We start from the raw sequence: 22,661 nt of genomic DNA, 5'->3' as shown, positions 1-22,661 counted from the left end.
CCAAATCACGCTTTGAAGGAGCTTGAAATGCGTTATGCAATTTCAAGCTCAGTCAAAGCGCCCATGCAAGTCGATTCGCAGTCCTCCGATGGTGATTCATCGAATGAAGAAGAAAAATCTCGAATATCGGTGATAAAAACCACGCAAAAGTCCTAGATATTCAGAAGGTTTGATGTATTTCTATACGAGCAATAAAAGAGGAGCGTAGCGACGGGACTTGCGAGGAGAGAAATACATCAAACCTCGCGTAACAACAAATGGGTAATATCGCTCGCGTTATATTTGCATCACGAGCGAGACAAATCTAACGAAATTAAGCCAAAAAACGTTACAAATATCTCATCAATGATGCAAATATAACGAATTTGGGTCAAAAAACGTTACAAATGCCTCACGAGCGAGACATATGTAACAAATCTTGGGAAAAGCACAAAGCGCCCATGCAGGTCGATTCGCACGCAGAATAATAAAAAGCTCTGTGTGAGTCACAGCAAGTAAAACTCGCCACAACTCACACAGAGCCAATGCTTAAGATCAATCCAAATGGATTGCCTCCCAACGCAAATACAACGCAAATCCTACAAAACTCGCAACACTCGCGTGGGAAGCTGGAACACGTTTAACTACTCAGCTACAACCTTAACAGTAAAGGAAGCGCTGATTTCTGGGTGAAGAGCCACAGTTGCTGGGAATTCGCCAGTGGTCTTGATTGCAGCCACGCTAATAGCGCGTGCTTCAACGGCGGCCTTTGGTGCCAAAGCAGCAGCAATCTTATCGGCGGAAATACCACCGAAGAGCTTGCCAGACTCGCTCACCTTAGCGGCGATTTCTACAACAGTACCTTCGATTGCTGCCTTAGCTGCAACAGCCTCTTCGCGAGTGGCAACAGCCTTAGCCAAGCGAGCGCGGCGCATTGCTTCAATCTGGGAAGCAGCACCCTTATTCCATGCAAAAGCTAAGCCTTGTGGAATCAAGTAGTTACGTGCGTAACCAGCCTTAACAGTAATAACGTCACCAGAGTGACCCAAGTTTGCAACGGTCTTGGTGAGAATAACCTTGGTTTCTGCCATGTTCTTATCCTCTCAATCAGCGACCAGTGGTGGCGTATGGGAGCAAAGCCATTTCGCGAGCGTTCTTAACTGCCTTCGCGATCTTGCGCTGTTCCTGTACGGTTACACCAGTAATACGACGGGAACGAATCTTGCCGCGGTCCGAAACGAACTTACGCAACAAAGCAACGTCCTTGTAATCAATTTCAGTAATCTTGGCAGCCTTCAAAGGATTTGGCTTCTTTTTGAAAGGCTTGACCGGTGGTTGCGGCCTCTTACGTGACATAGGATGTCCTCTCTCAAATGCGTTATAAACATTTATTTTTGTTTACACGCTAAACTGATGTTTTTAAGTTTATAAAAGTCAATTTTTAGTTAGATTTTAAATCAAATTCTAAATTATGTTTTAGATTAGACTAACAAGCGCCCAACTAGATAGTCGCAAGCAACCGCGGATTAACCGCCATTATCTCGCCTAGTAAGCTAGTAAACTAGAACTCTGGCTCTTCGTCTGATCCACCAAAATCGGAGCTGGCTCCAAACGTTGCAAATCCGCCATTTGATGGAGCAGAAGCACTCCACGGGTCTTCAACGTTTACGCCCTGATTAGCGCCATTTTGCGCATTCATTCCAGCACCAGCAGCCGCACTATTCGCATAATTCGCGCCGCCAGCATAACCGCCAGTGTATCCACCAGCATTCATACCAGCTCCAGCACCAGCGCCCTGATTGAATCCATTATTGTTCCCAGCAAAACCGCCTTTAGAGCTCAAACGATTAACTTGAGCAGTAGCAAATCGCAGGGATGGCCCAATTTCGTCAATCATCAAATCGATGCTGTATCGCTTTTCGTTGCTGTTTTTATCAACGTAGTTGTTTGCACGCAATCTTCCCTGAACAATAACACGCATTCCCTTTGTAAGCGTTTGCGCGCAATGCTCAGCTAAGTCTCCCCATGCAACACATCTAAGCGATAATGGTGTGCCATTAATGTAGCTATTTGTTCTTCTGTCAAAAGTCGAAGAATTAGACACAATCGTGAAAGAAGTTCTAACACTGCCGTTAGAACTGGTGGCAGTTTCTGGCTCTTTAGCCAAATTTCCAATCACCGTTATAACAGTTTCTCCAGCCATTGCAGCCTCATTCCCTACTTTAAGACTTTTCTTACTTTGAGATTTTAGAACAAAAATCCAACTTTATTTTGACTTTACTTTGCGTCCTTGCGAAGAATCTTCGTGCGGACTACAGATTCGTTAAGATTCAAAACACGGTCAAGCTCGTCGCTAAGAGCTGGCTCAGCAGTGTAATTCACTACAACGTAGTTGCCTTCAGTCTTGCCGTCAATCTCATAGGCAAGCTTACGACGACCCCAGTAGTCGGTACCGTCAACGGAACCGCCCTCTTTGGTGACAAGCTCAAGATACTGCTCGGTCAACTTCTTAAGACCGCGCTCATCAAGCTCTGGATCGGCAATGAACATCAGTTCATACTTATGTGCAGACATCACCCACCTCCTTCGGACTATTCGGCTGTGGAATTTCCACAGCAGGAGTGTGTTTGCAAATCGTTCGCAAATTAAGTTATTACGCAATATTTTTTGCATATTTAATTTTACGAACAACCTATTAAGTCTACATCATGCTGGCGACTCGCCACCGCGCAGCTAATCAACAACACTAATGAGCGTAAATATTTCTGTGCTTCATGTCTTCTGGAAGTGCGTTTCTAAGCGAAACAAGCGATCCAGACCTGAACACAGACCTAATTCCAGCAGCAAGAAGAGGTGCAATCGAAAGAACCGTCATATTCTCTAAGCGCTTTTCTTCTGGAACAGGAACAGTGTCTGTCAAAATGATTTCGCGAGCTCCGCAACCTTTAAGTCGCTCTACGGCAGGTCCTGAAAGAAGCGCATGAGTTGCCACCAAAGTAACAGACTTCGCACCTGCTCCTCTAAGCGTGCGCACAGCTTCACAAATCGTGCCGGCCGTGTCAATCATATCGTCTACAACAATGCAATCTCTGTCTTGAATATCGCCAATAATTCCGTGCGCTTCCGCGTGATTTGGCCTTGTTGTATCTCGAGTTTTGTGAATAAACGCTAACGGCAATCCACCAAGCTTTGCGGCCCACTGCTCCGAAACCTTGATTCGTCCAGCGTCTGGGGAAACAATCGTAGTGTTTTCTAGGCTCATAGTGTTACGAACGTAATCAATCAACACTGGCATTGCTGTTAAGTGGTCTACAGGTCCGTCGAAGAATCCCTGCTCTTGAGCCGCGTGCATGTCAACGGTAAGAATCCTTTTAGCTCCAGCGGAACGGAATAAGTCAAACATAAGTCGCGCTGTAATTGGCTCACGACCTTGATGCTTTTTATCTTGACGCGAATACCCAAAGAAAGGTGCTACAACGTTTATGCTTCTAGCGGATGCTCGCCTTAAAGAGTCAACCATAAGCAGCTGTTCCATAATCCAATTGTTGATTGGATCGGTGTGCGCTTGCAAAACAAAAACGTCTGCGCCTCGAACTGGCTGCGTAAAGCGCACATACATTTCTCCGTTTGCAAAATCGTAGGCAGTTGTTTCTAGAACGTCTATTCCAAGGTATTTGGCAGTTTCTTCCGCAAGTTGCGGATACGCTCTACCCGTTACCAGCATCATTTGCTTTTTTGGAGTGCCTTCAAGAATTGTTGACATATCTGCCTTCCCATTTGCAAAATCTGTAAAAACGCATACTAACCTAGTCTATCAGCATACAGCGCCACTACTCAAACGCACGAACCACCTGTTGCGCGCTGCCGTAAGACGATTGCGCTCCAAATCCTGTTGCTGCGTACGCAGAAACATATGTTGCCACTTGCGCACTTTGAGCTAGACTAAATCCAGCTGCAAGTCCTGCCAAAACGGTTCCCATAAATGCGTCACCGCATCCCGTGGTGTCTACTGCAGAAACTTTTTGCGGGCATATGCGAACAGCCTTTTTACCATCTTCCGCATTGTAATCTAAAACAACAGAGCCTTCTGCACCAAGAGTCACAACTGCCTCGTCGAAACCATACTCGTGCATAATGCGCGCCGCATCAAACCAGTCAAAATCATCCCAATTGCCATCTTCTGGCTCGTGAATTTTAAGTAATTGCGCCATTTCATGCTCGTTTACAAGCAGTATGCTTGCGTTTTCAATCAACTCGCGTGGCAGCTCGCTTACAAAAGGCGAATTATTAAGTAAAACTTTTACGCCAGCTGTGCGCGCAATTTTTGCAGCCTCCGTTACAGTTTCCATTGGGCTTTCAAGGCACAATCCTAAAACGCTTGCACTGCTAATAGCCTTCTTAACATCTTCTTGACTAATATATTCCACACTTACTTTTGCATTAGAACCTGGAGCATAGACGATTGTGTTTTCGCCAGCTTTTGCATCTACTGTTATTACTGTTGCGCCACTTTTTATGCCTTCTACACGTAAAATTTTAGACGTGTCTACACCTGCAGATTCTAGCGTGTTAAGAAGGAATTCTGCGTTTTCGTCGCTGCCTACAGCACCAAACATTTGCACATTCGCGCCGATTTTTGCTGCAGAAACGGCTTGATTCCCAGATTTTCCTCCTGGTAGTACTCGCAAATCACTTCCGTTTACAGTTTCTCCAGGATTTGGAAGACGGTCGGCAACTATTGTGTAATCTGCGTTCATGGAACCTACTACAGCAACATGATTTTGACTTTCGCCTATTTTTTTAAGCGCGTTAGCAAGATTTTCGTTGCTTAACGGAGTAGTTTTTTCTATCATAGAAACCCTTTCATAAATATTCATAAATATTCACAGATATTCACACAATTTTAGACGTCGTCATTTTTAGACGACATCGCCCTAATTTTTAAAGCTATGCACAGGCGCTGGAATTCGCCCACCGCGCGAAACGAATTCCTCGCAGCTTTCGGTGTTTACTGGCATAATCGGAGCATACCCCATTAAACCGCCAAAATTGGCCATTTGCCCAACGCTTTTCCCTTCCACAGGGATTATGCGCACAGCAGTTGTTTTTTGATTTATCATTCCTATTGCTGCCTCATCCGCTATCATTCCAGATATTGTTGCAGCTGTTGTGCTTCCAGGAATTGCAATCATGTCTAAGCCTACAGAGCATACACACGTCATTGCTTCTAGCTTTTCTATTCTAAGGCAGCCTGACTTTGCCGCAGCAATCATGTTTGCGTCTTCCGAAACAGGTATAAACGCGCCAGAAAGCCCACCAACGTAGCTGCTAGCCATTATTCCGCCTTTTTTAACTTGATCATTAAGCATTGCAAGAGCGGCTGTTGTGCCAGGAGCGCCAACAGTAGAAAGTCCGATTTTTTCTAAGACTTCGCCTACGGAATCTCCCACGGCTGGTGTTGGCGCAAGCGACAAGTCGATTATGCCAAATGGCACCCCTAGCCTTCTAGATGCCTCTTGCGCAACCAACTGGCCTACTCGCGTAATCTTAAAAGCCGTACGCTTAATCGTTTCGCACAAGAACGCAAAATCCTTCCCGCGCGCCTCGTCTAGCGCGCGCGAAACCACGCCTGGTCCAGATACGCCAACGTTTATCACAGCGTCTCCTTCTGTTACGCCGTGGAATCCACCTGCCATAAACGGATTATCGTCTGGAGCGTTGCAGAATGCTACGAACTTCACGCATCCGTAGGAGTCTCGGTCTGCAGTTGCCTGTGCGATTTGTTTGATTACTCGCCCAAGTAACTCCACGCAATCCATGTCAATTCCAGTGCGTGTGGAACCTACGTTTGCGCTTGAGCACACAATATCTGTCTCACTCAAGGCTTTTGGCAATGATTCTATAAGCATGCGGTCGGCTGTTGTCATGGATTTTGCAGGCAGCGCTGAGTATCCGCCGATTAGATCCACTCCAACTTTTTTAGCTGCTCTGTCTAGCGCGTGCGCAATTTGCACAAAATCGTCTGGGCTTTTGCACGCAGAAGCTCCAACTAGGCTTATTGGTGTTACGGTTATGCGCTTGTTCACAATAGGAATTCCGTAGTCGCGTTCAATCGCGCAGCCCGTGCTGACTAAGTCTTTTGCAATGCGCGTAATTTTGTTGTACACGTTTTCGCACACTTTTTGCACGTTCGAGTCCGTACAATCTAGCAGGTTTATTCCCATTGTTATGGTTCTAACGTCGAGTTTTTCTTGCTCGATCATTGAGTTTGTTTCGCTCACTTCCATAATGTTTAGCATGGGTTTCTCCTACTAATACCTAGATTCTGTGCATGTTTGTAAAAATTTCCGCGCGCTGGCAGTGTATGCGAACGCCGATTTCTTCGCCTAGTTTTGCTAGTTCTTCCGCTAATTCGCCAAATTCTACGCTTATTTCATTTACGTCTACAATCATCATCATGTTAAAAAAGCCATTGACGATTGTTTGAGATATGTCTAGGATATTCGCTTTGCGGCTTGCTAAATGTGATGTTACTTTGGCTATGATTCCTACGGCATCTTTGCCTACTACGGTGATTACGGCTTTGTTTTCATCATGATTAGTGGTGTTCATAATCACTCCTATTGGCGATTTTTCTCTTTTATTGGTCTTATTATTTTTTTATTTTTTATTTTTATTAGGCGCAAAACCCTTACCGACCGACGGTTGCTGGCGACTCATCAGCACGTCACCTGATCTGTTTCGCTCTAGTAAAGCGCTGGTTTTTGCTCAATGCTTATACTATTGCCCGTTATGTATAAAACGCAACATACATAATACATATGCAAAATACTTATACAAAAACCCGCCACAATGGGCGGGTTTAATATAAAAACCTAGCTAAACTATCTATTTAGCTTAATCTATTCAGTCTAATCTATTTAGCCTGACTAGTCAGCTTAGCTAGAATAGTCAGACCGAACAGGCTAAATCAAACTAAATCAGGCTTCTACTGGAGCATTCACATCAGCTGGCAAAGCAGCCTTAGCAGCTTCAACGATTGCCTTGAAGGTTTCAACGTCGCTAACAGCGAGCTCAGCCAAAGCGCGGCGATCCAGTTCGATGCCAGCCAAACGCAAGCCCTGAATGAAGCGGTTGTAGGTGATTCCTTCTGCGCGAACTGCAGCGTTAATACGCTGAATCCACAACTTGCGGAAGTCGCCCTTGCGAGCCTTGCGGTCGCGGAAGTTGTAAGTAAATGAGTGAAGCAGCTGTTCCTTTGCCTTACGATAAAGACGGGAACGCTGACCGCGATAACCCGAAGCCCTATCAAGAACAACGCGACGCTTCTTGTGAGCATTAACTGCGCGCTTTACTCGTGCCATAAGTATTCCTCAGCTTTCTTAAAAAATCTTTAATTGCGTCTTTGCTTTACTGCAACTTACTTAGCCAGCAAGCCCTTCAAATTCTTGCTCTGTGCTGTAGCCAAAACTTTATCTGCAGACAAAGCACGACGCTTGCGAGCAGACTTATGCTCCAAGTTGTGGCGCATTGCGCTACCATCGTGCATTACCTTACCGGTGCCGGTAAGGCGAACGCGCTTGGACGCTGCGGAATTAGTTTTCATCTTCGGCATTGCTGCCCTCCTTATGATTCTGATCAGATTCTACAGAAGCTTGTGCTGCGACTGCTGCCGCATCCTGAGTTCCTTGCTTTGCTGCAAGACGCGCTGCCTGGCGAGCCTGACGTTCTGCGCGCGATTCAGCGCCTCTACGACGCTGCTCAGACTGAGTATGAATCTTCTTGCCCTTAGGAGCGAGAGTCATTATTATGTTACGACCCTCCTGCTTAGGGGCAAACTCAATAGTTCCACTTTCGGAAACCTCATCTGCAAGCCTACGCAATAACTCAACTCCGCCGATAGGACGCGATTGCTCGCGACCACGCAGCATAATGGTGACTTTAACCTTATCGCCGCCATTTAGGAATCGAAGAACATGACCCTTCTTAACATCGAAATCATGATCATCAATCTTGAGTCGGAAACGAATTTCCTTAATCTCAGCTGTGCTTTGATTACGACGCGCTTCACGAGCCTTAATCTTCTCGTTGTACTTGTACTTACCGTAGTCAATAAGCTTGGCTACAGGAGGCTTAGCAGTAGGTGCCACCTCGACGAGATCGAGGTTCGCTTCCTTTGCCAGGTTCAACGCTACCGAGGTCGCGATGACCCCCACTTGCTCGCCTTTCGGACCGATAAGGCGTACCTGGGAGACGCGAATCTCTTCGTTAATGCGTGGTTCGTCGCTAATGATGACTCCAATCCTTGTTAAAACAGTGGAACAGCACACCAAAAGGCAAAGATAAATTCAAGTTCACACATCAATCAAAATAAGCACGCAACCTAAATTCATAGCCGTGCGGCTTTGTAGCAATAAATAAATGCCACGTGACCGAAGTCATGAACCCGAAACCACTTTGGGCTTCCAGGTGGGATATACCACTTTCTTGATTACTCAAGCCAAATGTCTATTCTACTTGGAGCCTTGACATTAATCAATGCCAATAATCAACCGTGCTCAAAAATACTAAACAAATCGCAGTAAAACACGCAAAATAAACGCAATTCCACGCGCGCGATATTATGAGACTATGGAGCCTTTAAAGCGCTGCGTTGTTTTAGCAGCTGGAGATTATTACGACCATACGCGCGAACATGTTCCTGATCGCGCTTTAACTATTGCGGCAGATGGTGGCTGGGACCATGCGTGCAGACTCGGCTTGCATGTTGATGCTCTAATTGGTGACTTTGATTCTGTGCGCTTAAAGCTTCCAACAGATGCTGCCATTACACGACTTCCCGCCGAAAAAGATGATCCAGATTTGCTTTCTGCTCTTAAAGTTGGCTGGGCTAAAGGTTCTAGAGAATTCCATATTTTTGGCGGCTTAGGCGGTCGCGTCGATCACACGATTTCCAATATTCAGCTTATGGTTCGACTTGCCGTTAGAGGCGGAATTGGATTCTTGTATGGAGACGGCACGATTGTTACAGCAATTCACAACGGTTCTCTTGACTTTCCTGCATCTAATGGTCACGAAGGCCGCATGGTTTCTGTGTTCTCACACACGCCCGTTTCTAGCGATGTAAACGAGATTGGTCTTAAATATCAACTTCAGCACGCAACTATGTATGGTGATGCCGTTCAAGGCTTAAGCAACGAGTTACTAAACGATACTCCTGCACATATTGACGTTCATGAAGGCACTCTTGTAATCACATTCCCTATAGATGCTCCACTGCCGCAAGTCAGCTGGTTTAAGCGGCCAGTTGGCGATTTGGGAGATATAAACACTAGCATTTCAAGCGCTCTCGCTGTGCCATCAAAATAGCGTAAATAATCGCAAATTTGCGGTGTAGAGAGCAAAAATGCCTCGTAATGCGTCGTACATACCGCACATTAAAATGAACATGTTAGTTTAAATAACGAAGACCAAAACGTATTGTTAAAAATCGCGAAAAATCGCTAGAACTATGCGTTAAGGTTTCACTCAAGGGAGATCCCATATGACAGTCAAGATTGGTATTAACGGCTTTGGACGTATCGGCCGTTTGGCATTCCGTCGTATTTTTGAGCTTCAGGCTCGTGGCGGTCAAGCTGGCGATATCGAAGTCGCAGCCATCAACGATCTGACCACTCCTTCGATGCTTGCTTACTTGCTTAAGTACGACAGCACTCATGGCACTTTCCGCCACGACGACGGCACCCCAGTTGAGGTTACCTCCACAGAAGACGCAATCGTCGTAGATGGTAAGACTTACAAGGTTTACGCTGAAAAAGACGCAAACAATATTCCATGGGTTAAGAACGATGGCGTTGAGTTCGTGCTCGAGTGCACTGGTTTCTACACTTCTGCAGAAAAGTCCCAGGCTCACTTGAACGCTGGAGCTAAGAAGGTTCTTATCTCCGCTCCTGCTAAAGACGAAACCACCCCAACCGTTGTGTTTGGTGTGAACCAAGACATTTTGAAGCCAACCGACAACATTGTGTCCGCTGGCTCTTGCACAACTAACTCCATGGCTGCAATGGTTAAGCTTTTGCAGGATAACTGGGGTATTAAGTCTGGCTTCATGACCACCATCCACGCTTACACTGGCACCCAGATGATTCTCGACGGCCCACGCGGCTCCAAGCCACGCAACAACCGTTCTGCAGCTTGCAACACCATCGAGCACTCCACTGGTGCTGCTAAGGCAATCGGCAAGGTTGTTCCAGAGGTTAACGGAAAGCTTCAGGGTCATGCTCAGCGTATTCAGGTTCCAGATGGATCTGTTACCGAGTTGACCACTGTTCTCGAGAAGCCAGCAACCACCGAAGAAATCAACGAAGCCTTTAAGAAGGCATTCGAAAACTGCGAATACTTCGGTTACAATGCCGATAGCATTGTGTCTTCCGATATTATTGGCGACACCCACGGTGGCGTTTTCGATCCAACTCAGACCGATGTTAACACTGTTGACGGCGTAACTTTGGCTCGTACCGTTACCTTCTACGATAACGAGTACGGCTTTACTGCTAACATGATTCGCACCTTGCTTTACTTCGCTGAGATTGCTGAGTAAAGTTAGCGAAACACGGTAAAGCTAATAAAGCTTAAATAAAAGCTATAAACCCCTTGCGATGACTCATCGCAGGGGGTTTTCGCAAAACATTTTGCACACGGGGGGTAAAAATGAGCAAAAAACATGCTACGACAGGTAAAGCAACGCCAGCAATCGCACAGTTAGAAAACGCTGGAATTACGTTCCGCGTTGTTGACTATGAGCACGATGCAGACCACATGGATGATGGGTATGGCATGGAAGCAGCGCAAAAATTAGGCGTAAATGCTGAACAAGTGTGCAAAACACTTATGGTAGACACTGGGGAAAAACGCGTAGTTGGGATTGTGCCAGTAAACGGTAGATTGAGTATGAAGGCGATTGCTAGCGCAGTAAATGCCAAAAAAGCCAGTATGACAAGCCCAGATGTAGCCCAACGCGAAAGCGGCTACGTGGTTGGCGGAATCAGCCCATTTGGTCAGCGTACTCATCACGAAACCGTTCTGGATGCTAGTGTTATGCACTTTGATGAGATTCTTGTTTCTGGAGGCAAACGCGGTCTTGATGTTGTTCTAAATCCAAACGATTTAGTTAGCTTGCTTAACGCAACCGTAGCAGATATATTGGCTTAAGTAATACAATTCGTATTATTAAAAACGTTTTCACATAGGGGTGATTTATGAAATCGTATTCGCTACCACCGCGAACAGGCAACCAATACACGATTTGCCACAAAGATTACAAGGCTACAATAACACAACTTGGAGCTGCACTACGCAATTTTACTTGGAGAAATAGTGATATTGTTGTGCCATTTGAGGCTGACGAGTTACCGCCTTGCTACAATGGACAAATACTTATTCCTTTCCCAAATCGTGTAGATAAAGCGTCTTACAAGTTCCAAAACGCGTCTTATACTCTGCCTATCGACGAGCGAGATAGAGACACAGCTTTACACGGCTACGGATACCGCTCATACTGGCAAACTTTAAGCGTTACACAATCCAGTGTGAGTCTTTTATGGCGATCACCAAATATGGAAGGATATCCTTTTGACATTGTTACAATAGCCACTTGGGAGCTTGACGATTATGGGATTCATTTAACGTTGAATACAACCAATCATGGCAATGATGATGCTCCATGGGCTGCTGCAATGCACCCTTGGCTGTGCAACGGATTACAAGGGCATGGAGACGAGATTGATCAACTAAACTCTAAGTGCAAGCTTAAACTTCCTGCAAAAACGCATGTGCGCGCAAATGAACGTTTAATACCAGTTGGTACAGAAAGCGTAGACGGAACGCGATTTGATTTACGCGATAATCCATTTTTAGTTAATCAGCCATTTGATGATGCTTGGACTGATTTAATTAGGGATGACGATGAGTGGACTACTGCGATTTTTACGCGAGCTGACGACTTACAAATAGCGGTGAAAGGCGACAAAAGCGTAACATCATTCCAAGTGTGCACTGCAACTGGTTTCCCTGCAGACAAGCATCCTTGCGGAGTTGCTGTAGAACCACAGACGGCGTATGCGAATGCATTTAACACAGGAACAGACTTGACTGTTATAGCACCACAGGAAACTGTTGTTAACCAATTTAGAATTTCACCTCTGATTGAGAATATGTGATAGCTGCATATATGTGACATCTGGTGAAAGACAAAAGCTTGAACGTCTTGGCAATGTGCGATAATCCCTAAGGTTGTTCATTTTAATCGTTAGGAGTTTATTATGGGTATGCGTGGACGTAAGCGCAAGGCACGCCGCAAAAAGGCAGCAAATCACGGCAAAAGACCAAATGCTTAAGTTAGTGATTTATTAACCTTTATTTTTGGTGATTTTAAACTATTTAAAAAAAAAAAACGAGCATATTCACTTTTATTGTGGACATGCTCGTTTTTTATATTAACTACGACAAGTCTTTCTTGATATTTCAACGAAAACTCGATTTGTTGACACACCTTTTGCCGCTTATCTGAATTTTTTACACCACAACTCTTCACTCTGCCTATCTCTTACCCCGCATTTGTTTATCAAAACGCCAAATATGGGAACAAATGCGGGATAAAAAAAAAACAAAAATACTACAAAATAACCCACTCGCGCAAATCAGCCGCGCTAATGCAAGTCTCTGCAAATTCTACAAACTTTTATCTATCAACTTGTCTAGTTCATTCAACCTATTCTTAGCGTGGCAAATCAACTTTTTCTCATCAATAGTTTTCTTGCCAAAGAGCACTTCCTTAAGAACACTAGCTGCTGTAATATTTGGACTATTTTTATACGAATCAGAATCATATATACATTTTTCGTCTCGCTTGTAAATCTGAATTCTGTCAAATATTTTCGATTGTTCTAATTTCAACAAGTTATCTACTATATTGTTCACAATATTGTCGTGATGATCCTTAAGAGTTGCCCTAGCACTTTTAGGATCTTCCAAATACATTTCCCTGTAGCGAATCAGCGTACTGATCCATGACAATTCAGGTTTTGTTGCAATGACAGCAAGAGAAACACGGTAACCACGATCTATCAACATTTTCGCAGTACTACTAGGAACTTCAACACTGCGCAAAGTACCTTCAATTATGAGATTATATTTTTTAGAACTTAACTCATCAATTAAGCTTCTCACCATTTTTGCTGAAAAAGCACTCGTATATTTAACACTTTCTTTACCGTATTTATCAAGCAACTCGCAATAATAAGGGTGTTGAGTCCTATAGCTATCAGCATCAAGGATTATTATGTTACAGTTAAATTCTTTTTGTTTTATTACATGAATGGTCGTTTTGCCAGCACCACTTTGACCACCGAGTAAAACCGCCTTAGGATGCAAATCTGCATGCTTATACATTTGTAAAGAACGTAAATTTCTTAACAAACAGTGAGTAAAATACTCTTCGCTAAAATCTTCTATAACCATAGCAAAATCACACTTACCCATATTTTTCTATAAGATTGTTAACTATTTTTATTGCAACTTACGTATTCAAGCAAGCGTTCTATGCCATCTAAATATCCGATATAACGATTTATATCTTCAAAATTTGTAGATGTATAAATCTTTGTATTAATTACATCTGATAAATCATCACTAATTGCAATCCATGCATTAGAAGAATCATCAAATTGTATATTCATACTATCCTCGTATTTATATAAACGAGCCAGTAAAAGTGCGCCACGCTCCTTTAAAACTTCAATCTTCATATTCAAATCGTATTTATCAGATGCAGATAATTCTTTTTCATGTACGATATCAAAAAGAGAAACCTTGAATTTATCACAAATCTTATCTATTAACCTAGTTGAAATAGCACTTGTACCATTTTCGTATCGCACAATGCTATTACGAGATACTCCTAATGCTTCAGCTAACTCTTGTTGAGTTATTTTTTTTGAGCGACGTAGTGCTCGAATATTCACAGAAACCATATATACGCCCTTTTATAAAAAATCTGCAATAACAATTAATTCAAAATTAAGATTTAAGATTTATTTGTGATATAAGCATATAACAAAAAACATTGAAGCACCAATTTTGGTGCAAAATCTTTACAAAATTTTTAAACTCTCACAACACATACAAAAATATTAAATTGCTCAATAATTGAAAATAAAAAGGGTCATAAGCCAAAATAAAAGATTTAAAGAAAACAAAAAGGCTCGGAGAGTTGACGCCCCTAGTAGCATCTATCTCCAAGCCCTTAATAATCACAGCACTATTACTGTCCCTAGCAAAAACAGCACTGCTAATTACCCTCAACAGTCAACTCACAAAACCAGTATCACCAGAATCCACTGCGAAAAAAGGAAATTAAGCAAAACAGTAAAAACCAGTAATGCAATCCTGTAAGAAAACTTGCGATAGAAATCAAAGAAAACTACCACAGTTGAGAGCAAAATCATAGAAGTGAGCGCACTGAAAAATACGCAGCACGCTCACCGATAACACTTAACGTGCTTTTTAACTTAGTGACGCATCTTGCGAACAGCAGCACCCATACCAGCAAGCATAGAAGCAGCCAAAGCAGTCAAAGCAACACCAACACCAGCATTACCAAGCTTCTCGCCAGACTTACCATGACCATTGCCACCCTTAGCAGCAAGCTCACCCTTAGCAGCAGCAGCGGCACCAGCCTTACCAGCGGCTGGAGCAGCAGTCTGAGCCTTAGCCTCAACCTTCTTAGCCTCAGCCTTAGCAGCAGCAGAAGCAGCAGGGAAATCAGTAGAAACTGGGTTCAAAGTGTTAGGATCAGCAAAGCCCTTAACAGCAGAAGCCTCAACCTCAACAGCCTTATTAAAAGCAGCACGATAATTCACAAGAGCAGTATTATAAGCAGTAGCAGCAAGCAAAGCCTTACCACTCTTCTCTCCGAAATTCTTCTCAGCATCAGCATACTCATGAGTCCTATAAGCATTAGCCTTAGACTGAGCAGCCTTCAAATCAATAACAGCAGCCTTGTAAGCATCAGTATCAGTCTTACCAGCCACGCGAAGAGCCTCTTCACGATCAGCAGCAGACTTCACCTGAGCATCCAAAGCAGCCATCTGAGTCTTAGCAGCCTCAAAATCAGCCTTAGCCTTAACAAACTTCTCCTGAGCATCCTTATTAGTAGCATCAGCCTCAGCAAGCACAACCTGAGTACGCATCAACTCAGCAGAAGCAGCAGACTTAGATGGATCAGCAGTCTGAACAGGTTTAGTCTGATCTGGCTTAGTCTGATCTGGCTTAGTCTGATCTGGCTTGGTCTCACCAGGCTTAGTCTGATCTGGCTTAGTCTCACCGCCTGGATTCACACCACGCAACGCGTTCAAATAACGCTGATTGGCTTCAACCTGAGCCTTAGCAGCAGCAACAGCCTCAGTCTGAGCTGTAACCTTAGCATCAGCAGCATCAAGAGCAGTCTTCAAATCTTCAGCTTTCTTCTCAAGAGTATTGCCATCCTTAAGCTTCGCTTCAGCTTCAGCATTAGCCTTATCTAAACTCTTGTATTCTTCAGACTGCTCATATTCTGCAGTAGCTTTAGTCTTATCGAAATCCTTATCGTTAACATGTTTTCCAAGATAAGCAGTCAAGCCATCTTCCACTGCCTTCTTAGCAGCTTCTGCAGCCTTCTTAGCAGCATCAAACTTGGTTTTAGCATTCTCATAAGCCGTCTTAGCTGCAGCTTGGGCGCTTTGAAGCTTGACCAAACTTATCTCTGCAGTTCTCACAGCACGCTGGCTTTCACGAAGAGTCTTGTTAGCCTCATGAATTTGTACAGCATCAGCAAGAGCATCACCTTTGGCACCAGCGAATGCTGGGGTTGCCATTGCGAAGCCGGCAAGCAAAGTTGCGCCAGCAGCGAAAGCGGCGATAGCCTTCTTATTCATCATTTTAATTTCCTTTCTTCTTCTCCTCCACGTAAAACACGCGAAGAGAAATTTTAAACATCCAACAACATTCCGAAATATTGTGGATAACCACCATCTAGAGCATCTAGCTAGCAGCTGTTATTAACATACCCCCCCCCCGTTTAAAAAAGTCAAGAGGCAATCACACAAAACAAACAGAAAAAAATAATGTTATACACAAACTAATCCACAATAAAAACTATTTTCATCATAATATTTGTGGATTAACACTAATAAAACCGTAAAAACACATTGTTTCAAGGTTTTTAAAGAATTTTCCCAGACTTTTCTCAGGAAACTACTCGAACAAGAACACTAACACTATAAAACCATTGAAAAATCAACATTCCACACACATCACACACGCAACACGCCGACACCATGCAGCGCCACACAGCGCCACGCCAACACAAACCAACATCAAACGAAATGCCATGCTACAAGGCAATCACACCCAACTAGATTCCCGCGTTTGTTCCCTTTTTTAGCAAAATAGAAACAAACACGGACGCGATACCTGCCTTCGCGCTCAAAGCGTAGCGCGCGAATGCACTTCGATTCCCGCATTGCTTCTAAAAATTTGCTGCAAAAGTACAAATTCTCGAGCAAGTGTTGTATACTAAAATCACAAAAGATAACATATATGAGCAAAAATGAACACAGAACTGATGGAAAATGTGCATATCACAATCTGTATGTTTTTCAATCTTTCTATTTCAGCTTTTGCTTTATATGATGATTTTTTGCCTTAAAAAATATATAGCGACCTTATACAACCAAGTTCGTATAACAAATCTTATGCAATACTTTTGCGTAAAACATGCAAGAAAGGCTTCAAAATGACAGTCCTTGTAACAGGTGGATGCGGGTACATTGGCGCACACGTTGTTCACGCACTACATCAAGCCAAGCAAAACGTCGTCGTAGTGGATGACCTTAGCTATGGCAAACCAACTCGCATCGAAGGCGCGCGACTTTATGGAATGGATATATCTTCTCCAGACGCTGGTGCGCGACTTGCACAAATCATGAAGGATGAAAATGTTGACTCCGTTATTCACTTTGCAGCGCGCAAGCAGGTTGGGGAATCTGTAGAAAAGCCGCTTTGGTACTATCAGCAGAATATAAACGGCATGCTTAATGTTTTAGAAGCTATGCGACAAAGTGGAGCAAAAAAACTCGTGTTCTCGTCTAGTGCTGCAACATACGGCGAGCCTCCTGTAGAGGTTGTTCCAGAAGACGTTGTACCAATGCTTCCAATTAACCCATATGGTCAAACAAAGCTCTTCGGCGAATGGATGGCACGGGCATGTGAAAAACCATACGGCATTCGCTTCTGCGCCCTACGCTACTTTAACGTTGCAGGCTGCGGACCTGTTGAGCTAGAAGATCCAGCTATACTGAACCTTATTCCTATGCTTCTTGAACGTTTACAGAAAGGCAAAGCGCCTGCAATTTTTGGCAGCGACTACCATACTCCAGACGGCACTTGCATTCGCGACTACATTCATGTTTCCGATCTTGCAGATGCACACATTGCTGCACTATCATACTTGGATCGCGACGAGCGCAAGTACGATGCGTTTAACGTTGGTACTGGAAAGGGCACATCAGTGCGCCAGATTGTTGAAGAGATTCGCAAAGTTACGAAATTGCCATTTAAAGAGGCAATTCTAGATCGTAGAGCTGGCGACCCACCTCAGCTAATTGGCAGCCCGAAGCGAATCAACGAAGAAATGGGATGGCATGCAAAATACAACGTGCAAGACATAGTTGAATCTGCATGGAAAGCTTGGCAAGCAAATCCAGAACATCATATTGACGTTGATACTTGGAAGCAGCAAGACTAAAACAAGATACATAAAAATAAAGACGCATAAACAAAGACACATAAACAAAATAGCTCCTTCGTAAAACGCAACATATGAATCTAAATCACAACATATGTTTATAAACGAAGGAGCTATTTACATTATGATTTATAATTATTTAAATTTGCATTATTGCCAACCAGCCAACAATTAACACAAAACCACTAAGCACACAAACACACTAATGCATACATCAACACGCATCAACAAAGTTCGCTTCGCATAACAGCTACACTTTCTCCAAGCAATGACGCATCTTGTTTTAATGCTGGGAATCGCACTCTTACAGCCCCAAATAGCTTGCTATCAATCCTGCTGTTAATCGCAAACTGCATATTAGCAATAAAAGTATCGTTAATAATACTGCTATCACCATTTACTACCACATCTTCAATACCATTCATAGCTATAGGAATGGCTAATATCTTACCCAAAGAAGTTCCAGCCTGAGTAATAATCCTATCTTTTTCCGATGGAGCATCCGCAATACGCTGTTGCAAACGCGGAATCGATATAAGTGTTTCCAAACATCCTCGTTTACCACAACGACATAAAAGACCATCTTCATCAACAACAACATGTCCAATTTCGCCTGCAGTAAATTTTCCGCCGTCAACAATCTTATTAGAAATCAGTGTTCCTGCACCAACACCACGAGCGATTTGTATGTATATTAAATTACTCGATCCATTAGCAAGTTGTTTTTCTCCCAAGGCTGCAGCATTAGCATTATTATCAACACGAACCGGAACATTAAATATTTTTCGCAAATCATCCGCCAGTGTAACATTTTTCCAACCTAGATGAGGTGCTGATAGAATTTTCCCTTCATCGTCAATAACTCCAGGAGATGAGATACCAATTCCCAATAGTGGTGCCGTAGTCTTTTTACGCAAATCAACGATTAAAGACACAATATCATCTACAGAAAGCTTGTCATCTAAACGAATCGGAGTTTGAATACGCTCTATAACATTTCCAACAAGATTTGTTATAGCTCCAACAATCGTATTCTCTCCAGCAATGTCAACAACTATTATTTGCCTAGAATTCTCGCATAAATGCAATAAAACTGCAGGCTTACCAGGGCACGTTGCAGACTTTGTTTTGCCTTCTTTTACAAGACCGTCGGAAATCAAGGATTCTACCACTGCGGATGCAGACGATTTAGATATACCAGTTAATTTTGCCACATCAGATCTCGAAAGAATATAATTTGAGTAAAGAAGATTTAAAACATTACAACGATTCTTCTTACGAATATCTTCTGGCGTAAATGAGATCAATCTATTACGCGAATCATCAGAGTCTTTCATTCTTTGTTTCTCCTAAGATTCCCACACTAGGTAATTATTTATTTTTATCATTTTATTGCGCCTTGCATAGAACCAAACGTAAGACCATGTTGAATAATCAAGAAGAAAACAATCACTGGCACAGAGAAAATCAGAGATGCAGCCATCTGAGCACCAACATCAACTCCTGAAGGTGTAGCAAATGACGCCAACCATACAGGAAGAGTGTATTTTTCTTGAGTTTTCATAAAAGTATACGCTATTAAATAATCATTCCATGCGTGAATACAAGCAAATACTGATGTTGCGATAATCCCTGGAGCTGCAAGCGGAAATGTAATCCTCCACAAAATTTGCCATTCACTAGCACCTTCAACACGAGCTGATTCAAAAATAGACATTGGCATAGCCAAGAAAAATCCTCGCAAATTCCAAATTGCCACTGGAAGCACAGCAGTAACATAAGCTAAAACTAAACCAACGTAAGTATCAAGCATTCCAAAACGATTGAAAACAATGAATTGTGGTATAAGAATTGCTGTTGCTGGAATCATTTGCACAACAATCACAGCAGCCATAATAAGCTTTCTGCCAGCAAACGCGTGCATAGTTAAAGCAGCACAAGCCAAAAACGCTACAATAACCGCAATAACTACACTCAACACTGTTACCAACAGACTATTGCAAGCATATGAAAGCATTGAATCAGAAGAAAAAGCATCATGCATATGTTCAAACGACCAGTGACTTGGTAACAAAGTTGGCTTGGATTGTAGAACTTCGTTTCGAGGTGAAAATGCCGTAACACACATCCAATACACGGGGAAAATCCATACAATAATAAACACAAAAGCAAGCAACGTGTTAATAATTTTATTCAATGTAACGCGCCTACGAAGCAAATCCAATAAGGTAACTATCTTCATAGCTCATCACCATTCTTTAGAAGTCGTCTAATATAGTAAACCGTGGCAAAAAAGAGTATCAGAGTAGTTACCACGCTTATTGCAGAGCCTTGTCCAATAGAAAAATTAATAAATGCTTTCTTATATGTAAAAACTCCAACGGTTGCAGTAGATTCACGAGGACCGCCCTGAGTGAGTAACCATATTTGATTAAATACGTTGAAATCCCATATGCAAGAAAGTATGGTTATAGCCGTTAATTGTGGAGCCAATATAGGTACTGTAATTTGCCAATATATACGCGTTTTTGAAGCTCCGTCAACTGCCGCAGCCTCAGCATATTCAGGAGCAATCTGCTTTTGTGCCGCATATAAGGTAATAGCAATATATGGAACAGCCTGCCATACGATTATTAATCCAATACAGCAAAAAGCTAAATTCGTGTTACTAGTCCACGAAAGATTGCGAATATTGCCAAAAATTTTTAACTGAGTTAACAGCCAACCTACTACTCCATAACCAGGTTGAAACATCCATTTAAACACTAATGCAGCAGCAACATTAGGCATTGCCCATGCAGCTACAAGAACAATGGACATAATCACCCTTACTACTGCAGATTGTTTAAACATGGTTTGCGCAACCCACATCCCTATGAGCACGCTAGTAATAACGAGAAATGCAGCAAAAGCAATTGTGATTCCTAGAGAATAGTAGAATCCTTTGTCTGCAAAAAGAGCTAAATATTGCTGAATGCCAACGAACTCGAATTCTCCAGTAAACAACGATCTAGCATTAAAATTGCTAAGAGATGCTACAACAAGCATAAGTAGAGGCAAAATAACCAACACTATAAGTAATATGCAAGCTGGAAGTAGCATTAGAACTGGAACTATTTTACTAGCACTGTTACTAGCAGATTTACTAGCACATCTACTACTATAATTTTTGCTAACTTTTAGGAGCCTCATAAGTCACCACCAACCTGATTATGAGAGAAAATCTCTTGTGCATGGTCATGAAATACGCGTGCTGCTTGCAAAACAGATTTTGCAGACATAGCAGATGAAGCGAATAATTCTTTAAGAGAACCATCTGCTTCGATAGTCGACCATCCAGGAGCTGCAGGAGTTGATTGAGATACTCTAGCTGTTTCGAAGAATCCTTTTTGCACCTCGTCTAAATCGCGAGAATGTAAATATTCATCCAACAAGTCAATACTATTAGGAAGCCAACCATCGTGTTCCACAATCCACTTACGCTGAATTAAAGGGCTTGCAGCAATGCGTATCCATTTTAACGCCAACGCAACGTTGCTACTTCTAGACGGTATTGCCCAGTCTGAACCAGCAAGAACAGAAGGTTGTATACCCTTACCATTTACGCTTGGCATTGGAAATGTAGCAAAATCTTTTCTAGAAAGAGATGGATTAATTGAGATTGCCTTTGTAACAGCTGCACTATTTGTCAATACTGCTGAAGCTTTTTGTTGAGCGAGTATTTGCGCTTGATCAGGATTATTTATTTCAGCAGATCTTGATGCTTCTGTTGAGAACGCGTTTTGAAAATCTGCCCATTTTTTAAGTCCTTGTAAGGTTTTCTTACTTATTGCAGACGAATGCCATTGCATTCCATTGAATGAAGCTAAGCTTCCACCACAATCCCAAACAAATTGCATTCCAGCAAACCAATTCTGTCCTGGAAGATACATTGCACTAAAATCCGCTTCATTTTTGTGAGCTTGTTTTATTGTGTTAAGTGCAGAAATCAGCTGAGTAAAAGTTGTTGGCTGATTTGTTATTCCAGCTGAAGACCATATGCGTTTGTTGTAAATAACAACTCTAGATGCCGCAAATGCTGGGACAGCATACAGCTTATCTTTATAAATAGCTGGCTCTCGTAATCCTTTAAGCCAACGTTTACCTTGTGAAAGCATTTTTTCGTGTTCTGTTATATCTAGTAATCCTCCACTTGCTGCAAAATCCGCTATTTTTGTATTACCAATATCAACAACATCTGGCGGACGCGATGTAGATAATGCAGTTGTAAGTTTTGTAGAAATACCGTCCCAGGGCTGAACTTGTACATGTACTCGCACGCCTGTTTGTGCTTCAAACTGTTTGTTGATTGCGTTAAGTGTTTCTTTTGTAAAATCGTCTTGCATAACCCACACTGTTATGCCATTTTTGGATGAGGATTGGGAAGATACACTGCTTGTTGGCGCTCCTATAGAGCATCCACTAAGCATTATTGCCATTGCTAGCGTAATAACCGCATAAGCAGTACACTTTCCGTATATTCGTCTCATGCGCGCTCCTTGAAAACATATTTGGCTTCGCACCATTGCTTAAGCCGTATTACTATTCTACACCTTCATAAGTACGATTTCCGCACTTATTAAATTTTGTAAAATACATGCAAAAAATGAATCAAATAGTTTATAAGACAAAGAGCGACACGCTCATAACTGTTGGAATTAAAACGATTCGACGACAAAGTTTGATTTTTGATAATTTAAATGCGATGATAGATATACTTTATTTTTTAACCAATAATTAGAAAGTAAAGCGAACTAAATATGTTCAGTGAAGAACCCTATACATAACATAAGCCAAACAA

At 42.6% G+C, this 22,661-nt stretch carries 24 protein-coding genes; 6 read left to right on the top strand and 18 right to left on the bottom strand.

What is annotated here, in order from left to right; genetic code table 11:
- Window positions 1–623: 623 nt before the first annotated feature.
- From rplI to infC, 11 genes are all read right to left on the bottom strand, one after another.
- On the bottom strand, window positions 624–1,070 hold the full coding sequence (gene rplI, locus P0106_RS03250; protein WP_004112972.1) for a 50S ribosomal protein L9: 447 nt from the start codon (window positions 1,068–1,070) through the stop codon (window positions 624–626).
- Between the two features lie 16 nt (window positions 1,071–1,086).
- A complete protein-coding gene (rpsR, locus tag P0106_RS03245; protein ID WP_004105399.1) occupies window positions 1,087–1,335 on the bottom strand; it encodes a 30S ribosomal protein S18 in 249 nt (82 codons plus the stop codon).
- Window positions 1,336–1,540: 205 nt separating this feature from the next.
- The gene (gene ssb / locus P0106_RS03240; protein WP_004112976.1) at window positions 1,541–2,182 is read right to left on the bottom strand and encodes a single-stranded DNA-binding protein; all 642 of its coding nucleotides are present in this window, start codon (window positions 2,180–2,182) and stop codon (window positions 1,541–1,543) included.
- 74 nt (window positions 2,183–2,256) lie between these two features.
- Window positions 2,257–2,553, bottom strand: coding sequence for a 30S ribosomal protein S6 (rpsF, locus tag P0106_RS03235; RefSeq protein ID WP_004112977.1), 297 nt, complete (start codon window positions 2,551–2,553; stop codon window positions 2,257–2,259).
- Between the two features lie 172 nt (window positions 2,554–2,725).
- Complete coding sequence (locus tag P0106_RS03230; RefSeq protein WP_004112979.1) at window positions 2,726–3,742, bottom strand: ribose-phosphate diphosphokinase; 1,017 nt, start codon at window positions 3,740–3,742, stop codon at window positions 2,726–2,728.
- Between the two features lie 67 nt (window positions 3,743–3,809).
- Window positions 3,810–4,832 carry a ribokinase gene (locus tag P0106_RS03225; protein WP_004114540.1) on the bottom strand — a complete coding sequence of 341 codons (1,023 nt, stop codon included), beginning with the start codon at window positions 4,830–4,832 and terminating at the stop codon, window positions 3,810–3,812.
- Window positions 4,833–4,913: 81 nt separating this feature from the next.
- Window positions 4,914–6,278: a PFL family protein gene (locus P0106_RS03220; RefSeq protein ID WP_075038750.1), complete on the bottom strand. Its 1,365-nt coding sequence runs from the start codon at window positions 6,276–6,278 to the stop codon at window positions 4,914–4,916.
- A gap of 19 nt (window positions 6,279–6,297) precedes the next feature.
- The gene (locus tag P0106_RS03215; protein WP_004112985.1) at window positions 6,298–6,591 is read right to left on the bottom strand and encodes an ACT domain-containing protein; all 294 of its coding nucleotides are present in this window, start codon (window positions 6,589–6,591) and stop codon (window positions 6,298–6,300) included.
- Window positions 6,592–6,959: 368 nt separating this feature from the next.
- Window positions 6,960–7,343, bottom strand: a complete 384-nt coding sequence (gene rplT / locus P0106_RS03210; protein ID WP_004114536.1) for a 50S ribosomal protein L20 — start codon at window positions 7,341–7,343, stop codon at window positions 6,960–6,962.
- Between the two features lie 56 nt (window positions 7,344–7,399).
- Complete coding sequence (rpmI, locus tag P0106_RS03205) at window positions 7,400–7,594, bottom strand: 50S ribosomal protein L35 (RefSeq protein WP_004112988.1); 195 nt, start codon at window positions 7,592–7,594, stop codon at window positions 7,400–7,402.
- Window positions 7,575–8,309, bottom strand: a complete 735-nt coding sequence (infC, locus tag P0106_RS03200; protein WP_013399724.1) for a translation initiation factor IF-3 — start codon at window positions 8,307–8,309, stop codon at window positions 7,575–7,577. The genes rpmI and infC overlap by 20 nt, the downstream gene beginning before the upstream one ends.
- Before the next feature lie 301 nt (window positions 8,310–8,610).
- On the opposite strand from infC, the gene P0106_RS03195 reads away from it, so the two are divergent.
- The 5 genes from P0106_RS03195 (at window position 8,611) to P0106_RS03175 (ending at window position 12,374) form a co-directional block, all read left to right on the top strand.
- Window positions 8,611–9,348, top strand: coding sequence for a thiamine diphosphokinase (locus P0106_RS03195; RefSeq protein WP_004112993.1), 738 nt, complete (start codon window positions 8,611–8,613; stop codon window positions 9,346–9,348).
- A gap of 175 nt (window positions 9,349–9,523) precedes the next feature.
- Window positions 9,524–10,579, top strand: coding sequence for a type I glyceraldehyde-3-phosphate dehydrogenase (gene gap, locus P0106_RS03190; RefSeq protein WP_004112995.1), 1,056 nt, complete (start codon window positions 9,524–9,526; stop codon window positions 10,577–10,579).
- Window positions 10,580–10,689: 110 nt separating this feature from the next.
- A complete protein-coding gene (ybaK, locus tag P0106_RS03185; RefSeq protein ID WP_004112997.1) occupies window positions 10,690–11,190 on the top strand; it encodes a Cys-tRNA(Pro) deacylase in 501 nt (166 codons plus the stop codon).
- A gap of 47 nt (window positions 11,191–11,237) precedes the next feature.
- On the top strand, window positions 11,238–12,197 hold the full coding sequence (locus tag P0106_RS03180; protein ID WP_004112999.1) for an aldose 1-epimerase family protein: 960 nt from the start codon (window positions 11,238–11,240) through the stop codon (window positions 12,195–12,197).
- A gap of 102 nt (window positions 12,198–12,299) precedes the next feature.
- A complete protein-coding gene (locus P0106_RS03175; protein WP_369803150.1) occupies window positions 12,300–12,374 on the top strand; it encodes a 50S ribosomal protein bL37 in 75 nt (24 codons plus the stop codon).
- A gap of 334 nt (window positions 12,375–12,708) precedes the next feature.
- Here the strand turns inward: P0106_RS03175 and P0106_RS03170 are convergent, their stop codons facing one another.
- The 3 genes from P0106_RS03170 to P0106_RS03160 form a co-directional block, all read right to left on the bottom strand.
- The gene (locus tag P0106_RS03170) at window positions 12,709–13,497 is read right to left on the bottom strand and encodes a zeta toxin family protein (protein WP_473730433.1); all 789 of its coding nucleotides are present in this window, start codon (window positions 13,495–13,497) and stop codon (window positions 12,709–12,711) included.
- 38 nt (window positions 13,498–13,535) lie between these two features.
- Complete coding sequence (locus P0106_RS03165) at window positions 13,536–14,009, bottom strand: helix-turn-helix transcriptional regulator (protein WP_004113003.1); 474 nt, start codon at window positions 14,007–14,009, stop codon at window positions 13,536–13,538.
- A gap of 537 nt (window positions 14,010–14,546) precedes the next feature.
- Window positions 14,547–15,953, bottom strand: a complete 1,407-nt coding sequence (locus P0106_RS03160; protein ID WP_473730432.1) for a hypothetical protein — start codon at window positions 15,951–15,953, stop codon at window positions 14,547–14,549.
- An 857-nt stretch (window positions 15,954–16,810) separates the two neighbouring features.
- Here P0106_RS03160 and galE point away from each other — a divergent pair.
- Window positions 16,811–17,821, top strand: coding sequence for a UDP-glucose 4-epimerase GalE (galE, locus tag P0106_RS03155; RefSeq protein ID WP_004114525.1), 1,011 nt, complete (start codon window positions 16,811–16,813; stop codon window positions 17,819–17,821).
- A gap of 224 nt (window positions 17,822–18,045) precedes the next feature.
- On the opposite strand, the gene P0106_RS03150 is transcribed toward galE, so the two are convergent.
- From P0106_RS03150 to P0106_RS03135, 4 genes are read right to left on the bottom strand one after another with little or no spacing between them, the layout of a single operon-like run.
- Entirely contained in the window at window positions 18,046–19,158 is a 1,113-nt protein-coding gene (locus P0106_RS03150) for an ROK family transcriptional regulator (protein WP_016828784.1), read from the bottom strand.
- Window positions 19,159–19,205: 47 nt separating this feature from the next.
- Window positions 19,206–20,063: a carbohydrate ABC transporter permease gene (locus P0106_RS03145; RefSeq protein WP_004113011.1), complete on the bottom strand. Its 858-nt coding sequence runs from the start codon at window positions 20,061–20,063 to the stop codon at window positions 19,206–19,208.
- Entirely contained in the window at window positions 20,060–21,013 is a 954-nt protein-coding gene (locus P0106_RS03140) for a carbohydrate ABC transporter permease (protein ID WP_075038671.1), read from the bottom strand. The genes P0106_RS03145 and P0106_RS03140 overlap by 4 nt, the downstream gene beginning before the upstream one ends.
- Window positions 21,010–22,350, bottom strand: coding sequence for an extracellular solute-binding protein (locus P0106_RS03135; protein WP_004113015.1), 1,341 nt, complete (start codon window positions 22,348–22,350; stop codon window positions 21,010–21,012). The genes P0106_RS03140 and P0106_RS03135 overlap by 4 nt, the downstream gene beginning before the upstream one ends.
- Window positions 22,351–22,661 lie beyond the last annotated feature (311 nt).

The sequence above is a fragment of the Gardnerella sp. c11Ua_71 genome, assembly GCF_055818025.1.
Note: the sequence above shows the minus strand (reverse complement) of the source record. Positions and strands in the feature narration are given on the sequence as shown.

What these genes read in the sequence shown, in the direction of transcription:
- P0106_RS03150 (WP_016828784.1), bottom strand. Translation starts at nt 19,158, where the DNA reads ATGAAAGACTCTGATGATTCGCGTAATAGATTGATCTCATTTACGCCA.
- P0106_RS03170 (WP_473730433.1), bottom strand. Translation starts at nt 13,497, where the DNA reads ATGGTTATAGAAGATTTTAGCGAAGAGTATTTTACTCACTGTTTGTTA.
- rplI (WP_004112972.1), bottom strand. Translation starts at nt 1,070, where the DNA reads ATGGCAGAAACCAAGGTTATTCTCACCAAGACCGTTGCAAACTTGGGT.
- rpsR (WP_004105399.1), bottom strand. Translation starts at nt 1,335, where the DNA reads ATGTCACGTAAGAGGCCGCAACCACCGGTCAAGCCTTTCAAAAAGAAG.
- ybaK (WP_004112997.1), top strand. Translation starts at nt 10,690, where the DNA reads ATGAGCAAAAAACATGCTACGACAGGTAAAGCAACGCCAGCAATCGCA.
- P0106_RS03215 (WP_004112985.1), bottom strand. Translation starts at nt 6,591, where the DNA reads ATGAACACCACTAATCATGATGAAAACAAAGCCGTAATCACCGTAGTA.
- P0106_RS03230 (WP_004112979.1), bottom strand. Translation starts at nt 3,742, where the DNA reads ATGTCAACAATTCTTGAAGGCACTCCAAAAAAGCAAATGATGCTGGTA.
- ssb (WP_004112976.1), bottom strand. Translation starts at nt 2,182, where the DNA reads ATGGCTGGAGAAACTGTTATAACGGTGATTGGAAATTTGGCTAAAGAG.
- rpmI (WP_004112988.1), bottom strand. Translation starts at nt 7,594, where the DNA reads ATGCCGAAGATGAAAACTAATTCCGCAGCGTCCAAGCGCGTTCGCCTT.
- P0106_RS03145 (WP_004113011.1), bottom strand. Translation starts at nt 20,063, where the DNA reads ATGAAGATAGTTACCTTATTGGATTTGCTTCGTAGGCGCGTTACATTG.
- rpsF (WP_004112977.1), bottom strand. Translation starts at nt 2,553, where the DNA reads ATGTCTGCACATAAGTATGAACTGATGTTCATTGCCGATCCAGAGCTT.
- rplT (WP_004114536.1), bottom strand. Translation starts at nt 7,343, where the DNA reads ATGGCACGAGTAAAGCGCGCAGTTAATGCTCACAAGAAGCGTCGCGTT.
- P0106_RS03195 (WP_004112993.1), top strand. Translation starts at nt 8,611, where the DNA reads ATGGAGCCTTTAAAGCGCTGCGTTGTTTTAGCAGCTGGAGATTATTAC.
- P0106_RS03140 (WP_075038671.1), bottom strand. Translation starts at nt 21,013, where the DNA reads ATGAGGCTCCTAAAAGTTAGCAAAAATTATAGTAGTAGATGTGCTAGT.
- galE (WP_004114525.1), top strand. Translation starts at nt 16,811, where the DNA reads ATGACAGTCCTTGTAACAGGTGGATGCGGGTACATTGGCGCACACGTT.
- P0106_RS03180 (WP_004112999.1), top strand. Translation starts at nt 11,238, where the DNA reads ATGAAATCGTATTCGCTACCACCGCGAACAGGCAACCAATACACGATT.
- gap (WP_004112995.1), top strand. Translation starts at nt 9,524, where the DNA reads ATGACAGTCAAGATTGGTATTAACGGCTTTGGACGTATCGGCCGTTTG.
- P0106_RS03220 (WP_075038750.1), bottom strand. Translation starts at nt 6,278, where the DNA reads ATGCTAAACATTATGGAAGTGAGCGAAACAAACTCAATGATCGAGCAA.
- P0106_RS03165 (WP_004113003.1), bottom strand. Translation starts at nt 14,009, where the DNA reads ATGGTTTCTGTGAATATTCGAGCACTACGTCGCTCAAAAAAAATAACT.
- P0106_RS03225 (WP_004114540.1), bottom strand. Translation starts at nt 4,832, where the DNA reads ATGATAGAAAAAACTACTCCGTTAAGCAACGAAAATCTTGCTAACGCG.
- P0106_RS03160 (WP_473730432.1), bottom strand. Translation starts at nt 15,953, where the DNA reads ATGATGAATAAGAAGGCTATCGCCGCTTTCGCTGCTGGCGCAACTTTG.
- P0106_RS03135 (WP_004113015.1), bottom strand. Translation starts at nt 22,350, where the DNA reads ATGAGACGAATATACGGAAAGTGTACTGCTTATGCGGTTATTACGCTA.